Below are 17,272 nucleotides of genomic sequence, written 5' to 3'. Positions count from 1 at the left end.
TATGAAAGCCGTTAAAAACGATCAAACAGCTGTTTTTGCCCTAGGCGGTTTGGGTGAAATCGGAAAAAACACGTATGCAGTACAGTTTCAGGATGAAATCATTTTAATTGATGCCGGAATTAAATTCCCGGAAGACGAATTGCTTGGCATTGATTATGTGATTCCAGACTATACTTATTTAGAAAAAAATGCCGACAAAATTAAAGGGCTGTTTGTTACTCATGGACACGAAGACCATATCGGCGGCATCCCTTACTTGCTCCGTCAAGTAAACGTACCTATTTACGGCGGAAAACTCGCTCTCGGTTTAATTAAAAATAAATTAGAAGAGCATGGGCTGCTGCGCCAGACTAGAATGCATGAAATTCATGAAGACGACGTTATTAAATTTAGAAAAACGTCAGTCGCTTTCTTCCGCACAACACATAGCATTCCGGATTCTTACGGCATTGTTGTTAAAACACCGCCAGGAAATATTGTGCATACTGGAGACTTCAAATTTGATTTTACACCGGTTGGAGAGCCAGCTAACCTGACTAAAATGGCTGAAATTGGAAAAGAAGGCGTGCTTTGCCTCCTATCCGACAGTACGAACAGCGAAGTGCCGAACTTCACGATGTCTGAACGCCGTGTCGGTGAAAGCATTCAAGACATTTTTAGAAAAGTCGAAGGCCGCATTATTTTCGCTACATTCGCCTCCAATATCCACCGCCTTCAGCAAGTCGTGGAAGCTGCCGTGGAAGACGGCCGCAAAGTAGCGGTGTTCGGACGGAGCATGGAAGCGGCTATTAACATCGGACAAGACCTTGGCTATATTCGCTGTCCGAAAGATACATTTGTCGATACACAGCAGTTAAATCGGCTGCCGGCTGACAAAGTGACCATTCTTTGTACAGGCAGCCAAGGTGAACCAATGGCCGCTCTTTCAAGAATTGCTAATGGCACCCATCGTCAAATCCAAATTCAGCCAGGTGACACGGTCGTATTTTCCTCTTCGCCGATTCCCGGCAACACGATCAGCGTAAACCGCACTATTAATGCGCTTTTCCGTGCAGGAGCGGAAGTAATTCACGGTTCGTTAAGCAACATCCATACATCTGGACACGGCAGCCAGGAAGAACAGAAATTAATGCTGCGCTTAATCAAGCCTAAATATTTCATGCCGATCCACGGTGAATACCGAATGCAGAAAATGCACGCACAACTTGCTGTTGACTGTGATGTCCCGGCAGATCATTGCTTTATCATGGACAACGGAGAAGTCCTTGCTCTCGGCAAAGATTCGGCTCAGCTTGCCGGTAAAGTCCCTTCCGGATCTGTTTACATCGACGGCAGCGGCATCGGCGATATCGGAAATATTGTGCTGCGCGACCGCCGCATTCTTTCCGAAGAAGGCCTTGTGATTGTCGTTGTCAGCATTAATATGGAAACATATAAAGTGGAAGCAGGCCCTGACATTATTTCGCGCGGATTTGTGTATATGCGTGAATCAGGCGATCTCATTTATGAAGCGCAAAGCATGCTGAACAAACACATTCACCGCGTGCTGAATAAAAAGACGACACAATGGTCAGAAATTAAAAATGAAATTATTGACACGCTCTCCCCTTTCCTATACGAAAAAACAAAACGTCGGCCAATGATCCTTCCGATTATTATGGAAGTGTAAGCCGACAGATGATTTCTCCTCCGCCTGTGTGCGGAGGTTTTTATTTTAAAAAAGAAAAAAAGATGCAGTAACAACCTGCACCTTTTCGTCCATTTATTTAAGCGTTCATCACTTTTTGTTCAAAGCGGTTAATGTCTGAGTCCGCTCCAATAACAATCAAAATATCTTCTTTTAAAATCTCTTCATCCGCTTGTGGAGAAACGAGGATTTCTTTCCCTCTTTTAATAGCTACAATGTTAATTCCATACCTCGCCCGAATATCAAGATCCATCAGGGAATTCCCTGCCAATAAATCATTGGCCACAATCTCCATAATAGAATGTTCATCGGACAGCTCAAGATAATCCAGCACGTTGTTTGAAATCATATTATGCGCAATTCTCCGCCCCATATCCCGCTCCGGATGAACAACGTGGTCAGCACCAATTTTTCTAAGCACTTTTTCATGATAATCATTTTGTGCTTTCGCTGTAATACGCTGCACACCAATTTCTTTCAGCATCAGCGTCGTTAAAATACTAGATTGAATATCATCACCGATGGCTACAATCACATGATCAAAGTTGCGGATGCCGAGACTCTTTAGGACGGATTCATCCGTTGTATCCGCTACAACAGCGTGTGAAGCAATGGCAGCAAATTCATTGACGCGGTCTTCATCAACATCGATCGCCATCACTTCCATTCCCTGCTCAGAAAGCGCCCGACAAATACTGCCGCCAAAACGGCCAAGGCCAATTACCACGAATTCTTTTTTCACATGAATTCCTCCACTAGTTCAACGAAGTTAATTACCCGTTCATTTTATCATAGAACACAGCAACTGTACGACGTTCTTATTGTTTTTTTCCCTTCACATAGTCCGCATCAAACAAGAACAGCTTCATCAGCAAGTAAAGAGAGGGAATTAACAGCAGCAGCCCCAGTACAAAGACAATGACTAGCGCAAGCGCCATCGTTTCATTCGTTACACTTTCATGCAATGTAATGTGCGGGTACAAAATATAAGGTAAATGAGAGGCTCCGTACCCAAAAAAAGCGAAGAAAAATTGCAGCATTACCATAATAAAAGCGATACCGAATTTTTTCTTTAAATAAATTAAATAGGATGCAACCATAAAGCAAAGAAGGGACAGCGCAAACATCCACCAGTATTCGCCAACTGCTTTATGAAAATGAATAGGATTATGCTCGCGAAGCGAAACAAACACAAACAGGCTCGCAATTATCGTCGGCGGACTCCATAATAATGCGAATTTGCGCAAAATTTCGCGCGCCCCCTTATCATTTGCACGATCTGCATAATATGTTAAAAACGAGGCGCTGATAAACAACACAGATACGATGGATAAAGCCACCACACTCCATGAATACGGACTCGTGAACAGTTCTTTCGCCAAAAAAATGACTTTATTGCCTTCTACTTTTAAAAAGCCGCCTTCAGAAATCGTTAAAGTGGTAGAAAGCGAAGCTGGAATTAACAAGCCTGTCGCTCCGTATAAAAATAAGTAGGCGGTGCTGCTTCGGGATCCGTAGTTATTAAAGGCGTAAAAAGATCCACGGATCGCGAGCAAAATGATCGCCACACTGCCCGGAATCAACAGCGCTGTCCCGAAGTAATAAGCAGTACTTGGGAAAAAGCCAACGATTCCGACAAAGAAAAAGACAAAAAACACATTCGTTACTTCCCAGACCGGTGACAAGTATCTGGAAATCAAGTCATTAATCAAGTGGTCCCTTTTAGTTATTTTGCCATAGTAAGCGAAAAAGCCAGCACCGAAGTCGATGGACGCAACGATTAAGTATCCGTATAAAAATGTCCATAGGACCGTAATCCCGAGAAGTTCTAAATTCATTTCTCTCTTCCTCCTCTACTTTATCAACGGTTTGGAAAACGTCGTTCCAATTCAGCCTCTGCCGGCGCATTTTTAAACATACGAATCAGAACGACGGCGCAGAGAATACCGAGCACTAAATAAAGGAGAGCAAACAGGATAAAGGTTAATCCTACTCCATTCCCCGTCGTGGCTGCTTCTGATACTTTCATATATCCTCTTAATATCCATGGCTGACGTCCTACTTCTGCGAAAATCCAGCCGAATTCAATCGCCAGCATGGAAAGTGGCCCGGAAGCTACGACCATCCAAAGCAGCGGCTTATTTAATTCATTAAATCTCTTGATTTTAGCCATTAATATATAAACACCGGAAACTCCGAGAACGAAAAAGCCAATTGAAACCATAAGATCAAACATATAATGGATCCAAAGCGGCGGGCGTAGATCTTCAGGTATATCATACAGCCCAATCACTTCAGTATCGAATGAGCTGCCAGCCAGGAAACTTAAAAGTCCTGGAAGCCGGATTTCATTTTTCACTTCATTGTTTTCATCGATCGTACCAAATAAGATTAAGTCCGCATTTTTCTCTGTTTCAAAATGCCATTCAGCGGCTGCTAGTTTTTCAGGTTGTTCCGCAGCTAAAAACTTCGCGGATACATCACCGGCCACAGCCGTTAATATGGCAAAAATAAACGTGCAAACCATCGTCAAACGCAACGCTTTTTTCTCGTATGTACCACGCTTGCCTTTTAAAATGGCAAAAGCCGCAATCGCCGCTAAAATCGCCGCTGCCGTCATATAAGAAGTCGTCAGGACGTGAAACACTTTTGAAGGGGTAGCCGGGTTTAACATAGCAGCTATCGGATCAATATTGACCGCCTTTCCATTTTCCAGTTCAAACCCTTGCGGTGTATTCATAAATGAGTTTACTGTCGTAATAAATAAGGCAGAAGCGGATGATCCGATCATAACAGGAATCGTTAACAGCCAGTGCGTCATTCTGTTTTTAAACCGGTCCCACGTATACAAATAAATACCAAGGAAAATGGCTTCAAAGAAGAAGGCGAATGTTTCCATGAATAACGGCAGCGCGATTACTTGTCCGGCTACCTCCATAAAACTAGGCCAAAGCAGTGACAATTGCAAACCGATCGCTGTCCCCGTTACAACACCAACAGCTACTGTAATCGTAAATCCGCGTGCCCAGCGCCGTGCCAGGAGCAAATAATAAGGATCATTTCTTTTAATCCCGATAAATTCAGCGATGGAAATCATGATCGGGACACCTACGCCGATTGTAGCGAAAATAATGTGAAATCCCAATGTCATCGAGGTCAGCATTCGGCTGAGCATGACACTATCTAGTTCCATAAAGAGACCTCCTTGTTTTTATTGAAATATATATATCACATCATCCCCTATTTTAAGCGCCAGATGCAAGAAAAAGGGCTGGCCTTCATGAAGATTTTGTGACGTTTTTCACAAACTTTTGTGAACAAAAGCCAGCTCATCGGCTGGCTTCTTCTTTTATTGCTCTTTTTTCTCCATTTCGTCCAATACACGATTAACACGCTTTTCAAGCATTTTCATGCCGCTTCCACCCGCTTGGAAATGACGAAGGTTCCCATCTTTATCAAAGACGTAATAAGCGGGCACGTATTGATTTTCAAATGCTTCTGTCAGTTTATGTTCACTGTCCACAAAAATCGGCTGGGAAATGCCGTGTTCTTTTGCTGTTGCTTCAATTTGTGCCATATCGAGATCATCTTCAGAACGAGGCATATGAACAGCGACGACGTTTAATTTATCTTGATATTGATCGCGGAAGCCATTTACTTGCGGCATTGCTTCTTTGCAGAGGTGACAGCTGACAGACCAAAAATGAATAAGTGTCGGTTTTTCTCCAATCAGCTCTTCTTTCGTCACTTGTCCGTTTAGCCAAGCAGTTTCACCAGTTAACTCAGGCATTGGTTCTCTTAATTTCATTTAAACAGCCTCCTTATTTTCAAAAAAAGACCTAACTAATCCGTTAGGCCTTTCTGTTTGTTTGTACTCGTTTCAATTATCTTTGAACAAAGTTCTTACAGAGTTTTTTGACCTGGCTTCCAGTTTGCAGGGCAAAGTCCGCCAGTTTGAAGCGCTTGAAGTACGCGAAGAGTTTCCTCTACGTCGCGGCCAATGTTGTTGTGGTTTACTACTTGGTATTGAAGTTCGCCTTCTGGATTAATGATGTATAATCCGCGAAGTGCAATTCCTTCTTCTTCGATTAATACGCCATAGTCACGTGAAACGGTATGGTTAGTATCAGCAGCTAATGGGTATTTAAGATCGCCAAGACCGTTGTCTTTACGATCTGTATTGATCCAAGCTAAGTGAGTATGAATCGTGTCAGTAGAAACACCGATCACTTCAGCATCTAAATCTTCAAACTCGTCATAGCGGTCAGATAAAGATGTAATTTCTGTCGGGCATACGAAAGTAAAGTCCATTGGATAGAAGAACAATACTGTCCATTTACCATTTTTCATGTTTTCTTCAAGGCTTACTTTACCAAATTCTTTGTTAGCCAATACTGCGTCCATTTCAAAACGTGGAGCTTGTTTACCTACCATGCGCTCTGCCATTGCTAAAATCCCTCCAAATATGTAGTCATTATAAATGAGAAAGTAATAGATTTTTTCTCAATTACTTTCTTTATCACAATTATCATTATAATAGACATAAACATTTTCGTCAACATTTAATTATAATAATTTTAAAAAAGTAATTAATATAAAACAATGGTGAAACAGCGTTGAAAAATGCCCTTTATTGTTATGCCCCGCGAGTTTCATTTTAAACGTTTTCTTTTATATTCAGTTTATCATGATCTTGCCTCCCGGCAAAATGATAACTATTGCTGCCCGCACCTCCCGTTATGAAAGTGAATGAAAAAAGCGCGTAATCGCTTCAATGCCAAATGGAACAGCACTTTCATCCGGATTGAGCTTTGCATGGTGCAGTCCGTAATCGGATCCGACTCCGAGCCAGAACATTAATCCTGGAATTTCTTTCAATATATAGCCAAAATCTTCGCCTGTCATCGCTTCTTTGCACACGACCAGCTGAACGCCTTCCTGACGCTCCATAAATTCGATAAAACGCCGTGCGATGGCCGAATCGTTATTCACTTGATAATAATTGCTGCCGTAGTCGATCACTGTACTGCATTCAAATCCAATTTCAATGCCTCTTACAAGCGCCTCAATTCGGTGTTTTACTTTAGCCATAGCTTCAGCAGACAACGTACGGATCGTTCCTTCCAGCCTCGCTGTTTCCGCAATAATGTTTTGGACCGTTCCCCCGGTCAGTTTGCCAATCGTGACAACTGCGCTGTCAAGCGGATCCGTGTTTCTTGATATAACAGTTTGCAGCTGGGTAATTAAATGGGCGGCTGCTACGACCATATCTTTTGTTTCATGTGGAAAAGCCGCATGCCCCCCCTTGCCTGTTAAGTCAATAAACAGCTCTGATGTGTTGGCAAACAGCAAGCCTTCCTTTGTCGCAATCGTTCCAACCGGATATTCAGGAGCAATATGGAGCGCATATATTTCGTCAGGCTTCCACTCTTTCATTTGTTCGCTTTTCATCATCAGCTCTGCTCCTCCCGGTCCTTCTTCAGCCGGCTGGAAAATAAACAGTAAATCAGGGTCTATTTCATATTGAACAAAGTGGGTGAGCACACCTAAAGCAATGCTCATATGCATATCGTGTCCACAGGCATGCATCATGCCTTTATGAGAAGAGCGAAAAGGCAAACCCGTCTGTTCCTCTATTGGCAGCCCATCCATATCCGCCCGGTAGCCGACAATCCGATCACCCTGGCTTCCTTTTACTTTGACAAACACACCAGTTTTCCAAGTCTTTATTTCCAGCCGTTCTTGAGGAAGAGAGCTAAAGTAATCAAGAAGGTAGCTTTGTGTTTTAAATTCCATAAACCCTTGCTCCGGTATTTTATGCAAATCCCGGCGGATATTAATAAATGAACTGTGAACCATGTACTTCACTCACTTCCTGTTAAAAACTAGGCGTGGGCTGCAGCCCACGCCTAGTTCACAGTTTTTGGATAAGTTCAGCGCCTGCCGCTTATAACTTACGCAATTCCTGTATGATTTCAGTTTTCGATTTTGTTTTGTCATCGATTTGTTTAACCACTTTCGCAGGCGCTCCCACGGCCACTGAAAATGGAGGAACATCTTTCGTAACGATGGCACCGGCTGCCACAACGGACCCTTGGCCAACCTTTACTCCTTCTAATACTACAGCATTCGCACCAATCAATACATCATCTTCAAGAATGACCGGCTGTGCGGAAGGCGGTTCGATGACTCCGGCAAGTACAGCACCTGCGCCGACGTGGCAGTTTTTGCCGACCGTTGCGCGTCCGCCGAGCACAGCATTCATATCAATCATCGTTCCTTCGCCAATAACTGCCCCAATGTTAATCGAAGCCCCCATCATAATTACGACATTATCACCGATTTCTACTTTCTCCCGAATGATTGCGCCTGGTTCAATGCGTGCTTTAATTCCTTTTAAGTCAAGTAAAGGGATAGCTGAATTGCGGCGGTCATTTTCCACGACAAAGTCTTCAATAAGATTCTCGTTTTGTTTAATCGTTTCGGAAATTTCTGACCACTCGCCAAAAACAACTCCCGAACGTCCTTCGATAAATGTTTTTGCAGACGGTCCAAAATCTACCCCCGCCAAATCACCTTTCACATACACTTTTACCGGCGTACATTTCGTGCTGTTGCTAATAAAAGAAATAATTTCATGCGCGCCCATTGTTTTCATGTTATGTATTCCTCCCAAAGTTCAGATGTATTGCGAAAAAAAACGAAAATGTCTTCGCATTTTTTTAAAATTTATCAAACCAAACTGAATTTTACAAGAATATTTTCACACACGGCCTTTTTAAGGCTTAAATTCTTCCACCACTTCAATAAAAGCTTGTACTTGTTTGAGTTCAAAAGCGGCATCATACCCGAGCAGCCACGTATCACGGCGCAGCGGGGACTGGTCTTCATCAAGCAAAGGCAGTTTAAACACATCCCCTTCTGCCCCATCAAGTGTAATAGCCGGCAATATAGCATATCCAATTCCGTTAAACGCCATCTGTTTGCACGTTTCAATTTGGTCGACAATGATGGATTGCTTCGGTGCCATTTGAAATTGACGGTGCCACCACTCTTGAATTTCTTGAAAATAGGTAGAATCACTCCTAAACTGAATAAATGGTTTATCCGCCGTTAAAACTTCCTCTACATGACGGATTTCCTTATCTACTAAATATAAGCTGTCTTCAAACAGATGGATTTTCCGCCCTTTCCATTCTGGCGTTCCACGAATAATACCGATATGCACCTCTCCTTCGTAAAGCGCTTTTGAAATCTCACTGCTCCAGCCTGTCATTAACGAGATTTTAGCATGTGGATATCTTTCAACAAATTTTTTTAACACTTGCGGCAGCCAATTTTGACCGACAATCGATGCACAGGCGATTTTTAATGTGCCGTGCACCTCTGATTCGAGAGCATGGATACTTTCGAATACTTTCTCCCTTTTTTCGACTACTTCGGCAGCAAATTGAATGATCATTTCCCCCGACGGCGTTAAAGACAGCCCTTTCGTAGAACGGTTAAATATTTTCGTTCCCCAATCTTTCTCTATCGTTTGCAGACGCTGCGACAAAGCAGGCTGTGAGACGAACAGGCGCTGCGCCGCCTTTCTCATATTCATTTCTTCCGCCAAAACTTTTAATAACTGGAACTCCGAAAACAACATCCTGCTTTCCTCCAAATCACAGGTGAATCACTCACCTTTCTTTAAAAACAATAAAAAGAAAAATGAAAATAAGGAAAAAATAAACACGACTATATAAACAGCATGAAGCGAACTAGCCAGCCCCTCTTTTAATACTTGAAATACACTTGCTGAATAAGCGCTATTGTTCTTACCTAACAGTTCATTAATGGAATCAATAGATAAAGACTTCACTTCTTCTGCAGGCTGATTTTGTAAGAAAGCCTGCAGCCGGCTGTTTAAAATACCTCCAAGTAAGGCAGCTCCGACCGTATTTCCTAAATTTCTCATGAACATATTGGCGGCGGTGGCTGTCCCGCGCTGTTCCCATTCCACTGAATTTTGGATGGAGACAATAAAGGCGGTAGAGGTAAGGCCCATGCCTATGCCGACAAAAAATGAAGAGACCGCCGCCCACCAGGGGCCTTCTTCGGGACTCATAAAAACAAATAGTAAACTGCCTATGATCAAAGCTAAGCCGCCGATGATCGTTGTTTTCCGATAACCGATGGACAAAAGCATTTTTCCGGAAAGCGTAGAAGCAATCGGCCAGCCGATCGACATCGCTGTCAAGGCAAAACCGGCCACAGTGGCACTTTCTCCCATAACCCCTTGCACATAAGTCGGCAAAAAACTAGAAATCCCTATAAGCATAATCCCGGTAGTGAAAGAAACGATGTTGGCAATTAAAATCGAGCGGATTTGCCAAAGGTTAAAAGGCATCATTGGGGAAGCAGCCCGCTGTTCAATCCAAATAAAAACAGCAAAAGCAGCTGCCGCAGCCGCAAGTAACAAAGCGCTTTGCCCGGACACCCACGGAAAACGGAATCCGCCTTCCACTAATAAAAACATAAGACATGAAATGGCCAGTAAGAATACGACCGTGCCCGCATAATCAATGTCGGGCTTTTTCTCTTCAATGTTTTCATGCAAAAAAAGCAGCAGCCCGCCAATCGCAAGCACGCCCAACGGCAGGTTAATCCAAAAAACGAACCGCCAGCTGACAAATTCTACGAGCATTCCTCCAAGCGCGGGACCAGTTACCGCTGAAATTCCCCATACACTGGAAAGATACCCCTGTACCTTCGCTCGTTCTTCTTTCGAATAAATGTCACCTACAATCGTAGTAGCGATCGGCATCACGGCACCGGCTCCCAAGCCTTGAAGCAAGCGAAAAAAAATAAGCTGTTCCATTGAATTTGCTAAACCGCACAAGAGAGAGCCGGCGAGAAAAATCAAAATACCAATGATTAAAACTGGTTTGCGGCCGAAAATATCAGATAGCTTTCCGTAAATAAGCACTGTAGCCGCATTCATCAGCAAATAAGAGGAAAACACCCAGCTGTAAAGGGAAAAGCCTCCCAAATCTGCCACAATAGCTGGCATGGCTGTAGAAACGATTGTCGCTTCGATCGCTCCCATAAACATGGCAAGTATGACAGCGGCCAATACGTATGGCCTCTTCGTCAGTTTGCTTTTCTTAATCAATGCTTCATCCAATGACCCGATCCTCCTTGCAGGCAAACAGCGTTTCGCAACAAAAAAACGGACTCCCTACGAGAGAAAGCAGAGAAGCTTTCGCTTTCCCAATTGTCTCTCTTACGTACAGGGAGTCCGACTGAAAATAAAATGGTCATTCCTTTATTTAAGCTGATCCACATGGTAATTCAAATGCTTAAGAATCACTCTTCTCGTTAGTATCCCTTGAAACTCTCCTTCTTCATCCGTTACGCATAGAAAAGGGTGGTTGATTAACAGCCCAAGCGCTTTCCGAAAGTGATCGTCAATAGTCAGCCACGGTTTGTCGGTCGACATGACTTCCTCCACTTTCATATGTTCCAGTTTTTCAAACTCGATCCTTTCAAGTCCGAGAATTGCTTCTGTAATCATCGGTGAACTAATTAACCCTTGAAGCCTGTATTTAGCATCCAGTACCGGAATCGCCGTGTATCCGCTTTTTGTAAGAATTAATAAGGCATGCTCTAAATTGTTTCCAGGCTGTACGTGGGCGACTTTCTCGGCAGGAATAATATAATCCATTATATTTGTATGAATTACGTCTTTACTTTCAAAAGAAATCATCTGAATACTACCCCTTTACACTTTTTCTAAGCGCTTTTTCTTTATGAATGCAATTTCCCCGCACTCCCCATTTGCCTCAGGTGCTTTCTTCAATTATAGCAAACTTCCCTCTTCCATTTCCACGATCACCCAAAAAAAACCCCGCTTTACCTCTCAAGCAGGGCCAGGTGATTATTGCTGTTGTTTTTCTTCTTGAAGAAGATCAAAAATTTCAATTGCCGTCATATCGACGTCATCGAAAGGATATTTATTGCCTTTTCCTTCTTTATCGTATACTTCCAGCTCGAACGTATCTTTACCCGGGAAAAACTTCACTTGGCACAGCGTCTTGCCATTCACTTCAAACAAACGCTGCTGAACTTCACCGGTTTCCCCACCTTCTTGCAATGATTTTAGACGCTGGATAATCCCTGCTAATTGTGACATAAAACTGATCGTCCCCTTTCATCTCGCTATCCAATATTTATTTTGATTTTGACTGTCTCATATCGGTTTGATATAAAATAAATAGGCAAAAGAAATATAACATACATCGATTTCATATCCAACTATTTTATTTTTATATTGTATTCAAAAAAAACAAAGGAGAAACTGTAATGAAGTCCATTATTTTATATACCCAGCCTGATTGCCCCCCATGCCAAATAATAAAATTATTTCTCAATGACCGTGGAATTATTTTTGAAGAAAAAAATATTTTAGAGGATGAATCAGCAAAAAAAGAATGGAAAACGACCTGGAATGCTTCATCTACTCCTACGGTGATCATTCATAATGAAGCTGTAACTGGATTTGATCTTGAAAAACTGACTGGCCTGTTGGAAAAACACGGAATGTAAACAGGTGGCATAAAAGGATGGCGAAGATCGTTCTCTGAGCCATCCTTTTCTTATGCTACCATTGAGCAGCAAAATAAAAAATAACACCTAAAATAAGTGCAGCACCAATTAGATAAGCCCAAAATACCGGGTTTTTTACATAAGGATGCTGTTGAACGTTTTTAGGGATCGGCTCATCCATGCCTGCTTTTACGACCGATTGCTGCTTAAGTACTTTCACTGTATATAGTATTAAAACGACGGCAACTGCAACGACCGCTAAGATCAATAATGATAAATAATCACCCAAATTACCCACTCCTTCTTCTTTCTTTGAAGATAGTGTGTGTGTTGTCATTGATTTTATTCAATCCGAACAAAGCAAAATCGTTTATCATTGCCTTTTTTTCCATTACTATAATAAAGTGAAGAACTTCATTTGAAAGAGTGATTTTTATGGCAAAACAATATTCCCGCCGCTCCTTTTTAAAACAGTCTCTTATATTTTCCCTTTCTCTTTTCGGGCTGGCTGGCGGCGGTTATTCATATGCCAGGTTTATTGAGCCGAAACGATTGCAAATAAATGAAATCGACATTAGCCATGAATTAATCCCCGCTTCTTTTCATAATAAACGGATCGTCCAGTTCAGTGATACACACGTAGGCTTTCAATATACGCTCGAGCAATTATACGGACACGTCCAGACGATTAATTCTCTTCATCCGGACTTGATTTTTTTTACCGGCGATTTACTGGACAGACCAGATGACTACGGGCGGGATAAAACAAACACCACCATTTCTATCTTACAAAAATTAAAAGCCCCTTTCGGGAAATTTGCTGTTTACGGCAATCATGACCACGGCGGCTACGGTACGAACCTTTATGAATCAATCATGAAAAAATCGGGATTTCAGCTGTTGAAAAACGAATCTGCAGAGCTAAAAAGCATGAACGACAGTATTTATTTACTCGGCTTGGACGATGCGATGCTCGGACAGCCGAGCTTCAGCGCGGCCAAAAAAAAAGTAAAGGAAGACCGCTATCTGATTTTACTTTCCCATGCCCCTGATTTAGCTGAAGAAGCAGCAAATGCCGGCATTCATTTTCAGCTGAGCGGGCACTCCCATGGCGGACAAGTTCAACTGCCTTGGTATGGAGCGCTAATCACTCCTCCTTACGCAGAAGTGTTTAAAGAAGGGCGTTATGAAGTAAACGGAACCACGGCCTTAACGCTTTATGTCAACCGCGGACTCGGAACAACAAGGCTGCCTTTCCGCTTTTTGTCAATACCTGAAATTACTGTATTTACATTGAAGTCTTTGCGCTAAAAGATCGCCTTCACAAAAAGGTCCCCAGCCAAAATAAAGCTGTCGATCCAATGACTGTTATCCCTGTATAACTAAAAAATGATAAGCGGCTTTCATTCCATAAGAGGGCCGCTTCCACACTAAAAGTTGAAAAAGTAGTGAAGCCCCCGAGAAGGCCTGTTCCGGCAAATGTTTGCCCGGAAGCCGGAAGAATGCCAGCGAGCAACCCTAGGAAAAAACTGCCCAATAAATTAACAGTCAGCGCTCCGAGTGGAAACCTCCCTTCTTTTCTTGCGAGCCACAAACCTGCTGCATAACGCAGCACAGCCCCAGCAGCCCCGCCTGCTGCTATAAAGAGGATGTCCATACTCCCGCTCCCTTCTTTTTTCCGCTGCCTAGCCACAAACCAGCCATTCCGGCAGCTATTCCGCCTGCTACACTGACCATCACATAAATAACACCATGAACAGCATTTATTTGAATAAGCTCGACTGTCTCTTTTGAAAAAGTAGATAATGTCGTAAAACCTCCGCAAAAGCCCGTCCCGTAAAAGAGCAGCTGCTCTTTTTTAAACTTTTTTGTCATGTAAAGAGCAGTAATGCCCCCGAGTAAAAAGCTGCCGGCTATATTTATCGCCAACGTTCCAAACGGAAACAGGCTGTTATTCAACATGCTGAAGAAATAGCGAAGGGTGGCTCCAATAGCTCCCCCTAAAGCGACATACCATACATTCAATTTACATTCCTCCTTATTAGACAGCTCGCTTTTAACCGCTTGATCTTTTCTCTTGCCATTATAAACATTAAAATGGTTCAGATACTTTTCAATCAACTGAAAACCGGTTATAATAGGTTAAAATTAGTCTGAAAGGAGTCTTTTCATTGAGTATTCATAAAGAACCTCCTGCTCATTCTTCATCTACCTCGAACCTCGCTAAAGCAATCTTTACTGTCAACCGGCACGCGAAGACAGCTACAAATCCTAAATATTTATATTTATTAAAAAAGAAAGCCCTTTTAAAAATGATTCAAGAAGGACGGGCGAAAAAAGCCGGCCTGCACTTTTCAAATAATCCAAGAAACAGCCAGCAGCAATCAGATGTTCTCGTCACTTGCGGTGACTATACATTCCATATCCCGCCTTGCAAAGAAGACTTTCACACCCTTCCTCATTTCGGCAACTTAGACGAAATGAAGCGGAATCCAAGGACTCATATGAACTTAGCGGAGGCAAAAAAAATACTGCAGTCATACACCGGCTTCATGGAACAGAATGAACGGACTCCTCACCGGAAAAAGCAATATCATAAACCTGTTTTTAAACCGCTCGGCCAATCGTATTAATTTCAAAAAAACACTGGCTTCATGGAGCCAGTGTTTTTTTGCATTCCGATATTATAGTACAAGCTGATCAATATGTTTGACAAGTTTAGCAGTTTTTAGTCTGCTTAATTTAACCTATAGGAACACCTGATTGTGGATGAATATCCACAGTGATTTTCTCAAAGTCGAGCAGTAAAATCATTTCACCATTTAGTTTGATCACACCGATGACTTGACTGTCATTCCCTTGATACATATCGGAAGGCTTTTCAATATCTTCCCTCGATATACGATGAATCCGTGTAACATTTTGAACATGAAAAACGATTTTTTGTTGATTAAATTCAGTGACAATATATTTATCTGTTTGTCCTGCTCCTTCTCCGGGCAAGCCAAGAACTTTGGCCGTATCCACCACCGGCAGCACTTCTCCCCGCAACTGAATAATCCCTTTAATATGTTCATGTGCGTGAGGAATAAACGTGACCGGCATCGGCTGAATAATTTCCTTCACTTTCATGACATTGATGCCATATTTATTGCCCCGTACTTCAAATTCAACGATCTCCAATTCATTTGTTCCGCTTTCAAGCAAAACTCCGTTGTCTTTGTTCATAGGTTTACTATCCCCTCGTGTTTTTATTTACTCTATCTTTAATGTCGGTTTGTTTTTAAAATTATTTAGAATTACGTCCGCGTCTCTTTTTCTGGCTGTACGGCGAAACAAAAAAAGCCGCTGATTAAATCAGCAGCTTTTATGAGTCGGATTATTTTATACTTTTTCCTTTTCAAGTACGCGGTCGATGCGTTTTTTCAACATCTCCATGCCGCTGCCGCCTGCCTGAAAGTGGCGCAGCTTTCCGTCTTTATCAAATACGTAGTAAGCGGGCACATATTTATTTTCAAATGCGTCTGTTAACTTATGTTCACTGTCCACATAAATAGGCTGAGTGATGTCATGGCCAAGAGCCATTTGTTCAATGACCCCCATATCCAAATCATCTTCTGAACGCGGCATATGAACAGCTACCACGTTTAGTTCATCATCATACGTATCGCGAAGATCGTTTATTTCCGGCATCGCTTCTTTACAAAGATGGCAGCTGACCGACCAGAAGTGAATTAAAGTCGGTTTGTCCCCAACTAACCCTTCTTTTGTTACTTCTCCATTGATCCACGCTTTTGCTCCTATTAATTCCGGCATTTCTTCTCTTAATTTCATAGTATCCACCTCATATAATAATATTTTTCTTTTTATAATTATTATTATTTGATATATTTTATATTATAATAAGTATTGTTTAGATAGTCAAGTGAACTGACTAAATGAAGTTAGGAGATAAGCTGAAATATCAGTTAATTTAAGGGCGCGGCTGCTTTTTCTTTTTTCGCAGCTGCAGCCATCCCGCTCTCACGAATAACGAAAACATGAGAATGGAAATGACAGCCATGACCGCAATCACGATAAAGTAGCCGTATCGTGTTTCAAGTTCAGGCATGTAACGGAAATTCATTCCATACACACCTGCGATAAATGTTAATGGCATAAAGATCGTCGTGATAATTGTCAACGTCATCATAATGTTGTTCATTTTATCCGAATTCACTGACAAATAGCTGTCCCGGATATCGGAAGAAAATTCCCGGTATGATTCAAGCATTTCCGCGAGTTTCATTAAATGATCATAAACATCACGAAAATAAATATGCTGGTCTTTCATGTAATCCAGCCGGGTTGAATTCAACAGTCGATACACAAGGTCCTTCATCGGAAAAATGGAACGGCGCAGTTTGGAGATGTCATGCCGGATGTTAAATAAGCGGTCAATTAAATCGCTTCCCGGATTTGTATCCACCTCTTCATCTACATTGTTTAACAAATCTTCAATACGATAAACCTCCGGAAAATATTCATCTACGAAACGGTCAATCAATCTGTGTAATATCGAAACCGGTCCCTTTTGCAGAAACGTATCATCCACTACGTTTTCCCATACATCGTTTAATTCCTGTATTGGTTGTTTATGAACAGTGACAATCATCTCACTATTAATAAAGACCCCGGCTTCTTTTCCTTCAAGCCTGTCTTGATCCAAAGCATGAATGAGGAAAAAAGCATAGTTTTCATAAAAGTCCAGTTTCGGCCTTCCGCTTTGGTTATCCAGGCAATCTTCCACTGCCAGCGGATGAAAGTTAAAAAAGTGTTTTAACTGCCAAGCCTCTTCTTCATTAGGATCAAAAAAATCGACCCAGCGCCACACGATATCTTTTTCTTTTATCTCTTCAAGCTGAATGTCGAACACTAATTCACCATTCGTTGTTAACACGCAAGTTTTAATCATATTTTTTCTCCATTGTTCTCTTTAATTTTATTCCTGCCTGTTTT

The 17,272-nt window shown here is 42.1% G+C and carries 20 protein-coding genes and 1 pseudogene; 4 read left to right on the top strand and 17 right to left on the bottom strand.

The annotated features are described in order from the left end of the window. The first annotated feature begins 1 nt into the window (after position 1). Positions 2–1,669, top strand: coding sequence for a ribonuclease J1 (gene rnjA, locus F9802_RS04125; RefSeq protein WP_152149896.1), 1,668 nt, complete (start codon positions 2–4; stop codon positions 1,667–1,669). A 97-nt stretch (positions 1,670–1,766) separates the two neighbouring features. Here the strand turns inward: rnjA and F9802_RS04120 are convergent, their stop codons facing one another. The 11 genes from F9802_RS04120 to F9802_RS04070 all read right to left on the bottom strand — a co-directional run bounded on the left by F9802_RS04120 (position 1,767) and on the right by F9802_RS04070 (position 11,861). Beyond that, a complete protein-coding gene (locus F9802_RS04120; RefSeq protein ID WP_152149895.1) occupies positions 1,767–2,429 on the bottom strand; it encodes a potassium channel family protein in 663 nt (220 codons plus the stop codon). Positions 2,430–2,505: 76 nt separating this feature from the next. Then, positions 2,506–3,525: a cytochrome d ubiquinol oxidase subunit II gene (locus tag F9802_RS04115; RefSeq protein WP_152149894.1), complete on the bottom strand. Its 1,020-nt coding sequence runs from the start codon at positions 3,523–3,525 to the stop codon at positions 2,506–2,508. A 23-nt stretch (positions 3,526–3,548) separates the two neighbouring features. Further along, complete coding sequence (locus F9802_RS04110; protein WP_152149893.1) at positions 3,549–4,880, bottom strand: cytochrome ubiquinol oxidase subunit I; 1,332 nt, start codon at positions 4,878–4,880, stop codon at positions 3,549–3,551. A 156-nt stretch (positions 4,881–5,036) separates the two neighbouring features. Beyond that, complete coding sequence (locus F9802_RS04105) at positions 5,037–5,495, bottom strand: TlpA family protein disulfide reductase (RefSeq protein WP_152149892.1); 459 nt, start codon at positions 5,493–5,495, stop codon at positions 5,037–5,039. A gap of 95 nt (positions 5,496–5,590) precedes the next feature. Next, complete coding sequence (locus tag F9802_RS04100) at positions 5,591–6,133, bottom strand: peroxiredoxin (RefSeq protein WP_152149891.1); 543 nt, start codon at positions 6,131–6,133, stop codon at positions 5,591–5,593. A gap of 291 nt (positions 6,134–6,424) precedes the next feature. Then, complete coding sequence (locus tag F9802_RS04095) at positions 6,425–7,546, bottom strand: N-acetyldiaminopimelate deacetylase (protein WP_152149890.1); 1,122 nt, start codon at positions 7,544–7,546, stop codon at positions 6,425–6,427. Between the two features lie 88 nt (positions 7,547–7,634). Next, positions 7,635–8,345, bottom strand: coding sequence for a 2,3,4,5-tetrahydropyridine-2,6-dicarboxylate N-acetyltransferase (gene dapD / locus F9802_RS04090; protein WP_152149889.1), 711 nt, complete (start codon positions 8,343–8,345; stop codon positions 7,635–7,637). 120 nt (positions 8,346–8,465) lie between these two features. Further along, positions 8,466–9,335, bottom strand: a complete 870-nt coding sequence (locus tag F9802_RS04085) for a LysR family transcriptional regulator (RefSeq protein ID WP_152149888.1) — start codon at positions 9,333–9,335, stop codon at positions 8,466–8,468. 27 nt (positions 9,336–9,362) lie between these two features. Beyond that, positions 9,363–10,781: an MDR family MFS transporter gene (locus tag F9802_RS04080; RefSeq protein ID WP_152150273.1), complete on the bottom strand. Its 1,419-nt coding sequence runs from the start codon at positions 10,779–10,781 to the stop codon at positions 9,363–9,365. A 213-nt stretch (positions 10,782–10,994) separates the two neighbouring features. Continuing rightward, the gene (gene cbpB, locus F9802_RS04075) at positions 10,995–11,435 is read right to left on the bottom strand and encodes a cyclic-di-AMP-binding protein CbpB (protein WP_152149887.1); all 441 of its coding nucleotides are present in this window, start codon (positions 11,433–11,435) and stop codon (positions 10,995–10,997) included. A gap of 171 nt (positions 11,436–11,606) precedes the next feature. After that, a complete protein-coding gene (locus F9802_RS04070; protein WP_152149886.1) occupies positions 11,607–11,861 on the bottom strand; it encodes a YkuJ family protein in 255 nt (84 codons plus the stop codon). Positions 11,862–12,031: 170 nt separating this feature from the next. On the opposite strand from F9802_RS04070, the gene F9802_RS04065 reads away from it, so the two are divergent. Further along, positions 12,032–12,274, top strand: a complete 243-nt coding sequence (locus F9802_RS04065) for a glutaredoxin family protein (RefSeq protein ID WP_152149885.1) — start codon at positions 12,032–12,034, stop codon at positions 12,272–12,274. Between the two features lie 55 nt (positions 12,275–12,329). Here F9802_RS04065 and F9802_RS04060 read toward each other — a convergent pair whose 3' ends face one another. Beyond that, positions 12,330–12,563 carry a hypothetical protein gene (locus F9802_RS04060; RefSeq protein WP_152149884.1) on the bottom strand — a complete coding sequence of 78 codons (234 nt, stop codon included), beginning with the start codon at positions 12,561–12,563 and terminating at the stop codon, positions 12,330–12,332. Positions 12,564–12,709: 146 nt separating this feature from the next. Between F9802_RS04060 and F9802_RS04055 the strand changes: the two genes are divergently transcribed. After that, complete coding sequence (locus tag F9802_RS04055; RefSeq protein WP_152149883.1) at positions 12,710–13,585, top strand: metallophosphoesterase; 876 nt, start codon at positions 12,710–12,712, stop codon at positions 13,583–13,585. Positions 13,586–13,595: 10 nt separating this feature from the next. Here F9802_RS04055 and F9802_RS04050 read toward each other — a convergent pair whose 3' ends face one another. Together F9802_RS04050 and crcB are read right to left on the bottom strand one after the other, a co-directional pair. Then, entirely contained in the window at positions 13,596–13,931 is a 336-nt protein-coding gene (locus tag F9802_RS04050) for a fluoride efflux transporter FluC (protein WP_152149882.1), read from the bottom strand. Next, the gene (gene crcB, locus F9802_RS04045) at positions 13,913–14,299 is read right to left on the bottom strand and encodes a fluoride efflux transporter CrcB (RefSeq protein WP_191991758.1); all 387 of its coding nucleotides are present in this window, start codon (positions 14,297–14,299) and stop codon (positions 13,913–13,915) included. The genes F9802_RS04050 and crcB overlap by 19 nt, the downstream gene beginning before the upstream one ends. Before the next feature lie 146 nt (positions 14,300–14,445). Between crcB and F9802_RS04040 the strand changes: the two genes are divergently transcribed. Beyond that, on the top strand, positions 14,446–14,907 hold the full coding sequence (locus F9802_RS04040) for a YkyB family protein (RefSeq protein ID WP_152149880.1): 462 nt from the start codon (positions 14,446–14,448) through the stop codon (positions 14,905–14,907). A 115-nt stretch (positions 14,908–15,022) separates the two neighbouring features. Here F9802_RS04040 and F9802_RS04035 read toward each other — a convergent pair. The 3 genes and pseudogenes from F9802_RS04035 to corA form a co-directional block, all read right to left on the bottom strand. Then, positions 15,023–15,502, bottom strand: a pseudogene (locus tag F9802_RS04035) (chemotaxis protein CheW); the annotation flags it as partial. 156 nt (positions 15,503–15,658) lie between these two features. Beyond that, positions 15,659–16,108: a TlpA family protein disulfide reductase gene (locus F9802_RS04030; RefSeq protein ID WP_152149878.1), complete on the bottom strand. Its 450-nt coding sequence runs from the start codon at positions 16,106–16,108 to the stop codon at positions 15,659–15,661. A gap of 139 nt (positions 16,109–16,247) precedes the next feature. Continuing rightward, positions 16,248–17,228, bottom strand: a complete 981-nt coding sequence (gene corA / locus F9802_RS04025; RefSeq protein WP_152149877.1) for a magnesium/cobalt transporter CorA — start codon at positions 17,226–17,228, stop codon at positions 16,248–16,250. Between the last annotated feature and the right edge of the window lie 44 nt (positions 17,229–17,272).

The sequence above is a fragment of the Bacillus aerolatus genome, assembly GCF_009183655.1.
Taxonomy (GTDB): domain Bacteria; phylum Bacillota; class Bacilli; order Bacillales; family Domibacillaceae; genus Pseudobacillus; species Pseudobacillus aerolatus.
The sequence above is the reverse complement of the archived record's forward strand: the minus strand, read 5'-3'. Positions and strand labels throughout refer to the sequence as shown.

Excerpts from the sequence above, each read along its gene's own strand:
- F9802_RS04085 (WP_152149888.1), bottom strand. The coding sequence starts at position 9,335 with ATGTTGTTTTCGGAGTTCCAGTTATTAAAAGTTTTGGCGGAAGAAATG.
- F9802_RS04115 (WP_152149894.1), bottom strand. The coding sequence starts at position 3,525 with ATGAATTTAGAACTTCTCGGGATTACGGTCCTATGGACATTTTTATAC.
- F9802_RS04095 (WP_152149890.1), bottom strand. The coding sequence starts at position 7,546 with ATGGTTCACAGTTCATTTATTAATATCCGCCGGGATTTGCATAAAATA.
- F9802_RS04080 (WP_152150273.1), bottom strand. The coding sequence starts at position 10,781 with ATGTTTATGGGAGCGATCGAAGCGACAATCGTTTCTACAGCCATGCCA.
- F9802_RS04065 (WP_152149885.1), top strand. The coding sequence starts at position 12,032 with ATGAAGTCCATTATTTTATATACCCAGCCTGATTGCCCCCCATGCCAA.
- rnjA (WP_152149896.1), top strand. The coding sequence starts at position 2 with ATGAAAGCCGTTAAAAACGATCAAACAGCTGTTTTTGCCCTAGGCGGT.
- dapD (WP_152149889.1), bottom strand. The coding sequence starts at position 8,345 with ATGAAAACAATGGGCGCGCATGAAATTATTTCTTTTATTAGCAACAGC.
- F9802_RS04055 (WP_152149883.1), top strand. The coding sequence starts at position 12,710 with ATGGCAAAACAATATTCCCGCCGCTCCTTTTTAAAACAGTCTCTTATA.
- corA (WP_152149877.1), bottom strand. The coding sequence starts at position 17,228 with ATGATTAAAACTTGCGTGTTAACAACGAATGGTGAATTAGTGTTCGAC.
- F9802_RS04100 (WP_152149891.1), bottom strand. The coding sequence starts at position 6,133 with ATGGCAGAGCGCATGGTAGGTAAACAAGCTCCACGTTTTGAAATGGAC.
- F9802_RS04105 (WP_152149892.1), bottom strand. The coding sequence starts at position 5,495 with ATGAAATTAAGAGAACCAATGCCTGAGTTAACTGGTGAAACTGCTTGG.
- F9802_RS04030 (WP_152149878.1), bottom strand. The coding sequence starts at position 16,108 with ATGAAATTAAGAGAAGAAATGCCGGAATTAATAGGAGCAAAAGCGTGG.
- cbpB (WP_152149887.1), bottom strand. The coding sequence starts at position 11,435 with ATGATTTCTTTTGAAAGTAAAGACGTAATTCATACAAATATAATGGAT.
- F9802_RS04070 (WP_152149886.1), bottom strand. The coding sequence starts at position 11,861 with ATGTCACAATTAGCAGGGATTATCCAGCGTCTAAAATCATTGCAAGAA.
- F9802_RS04110 (WP_152149893.1), bottom strand. The coding sequence starts at position 4,880 with ATGGAACTAGATAGTGTCATGCTCAGCCGAATGCTGACCTCGATGACA.
- F9802_RS04050 (WP_152149882.1), bottom strand. The coding sequence starts at position 13,931 with ATGGACATCCTCTTTATAGCAGCAGGCGGGGCTGCTGGGGCTGTGCTG.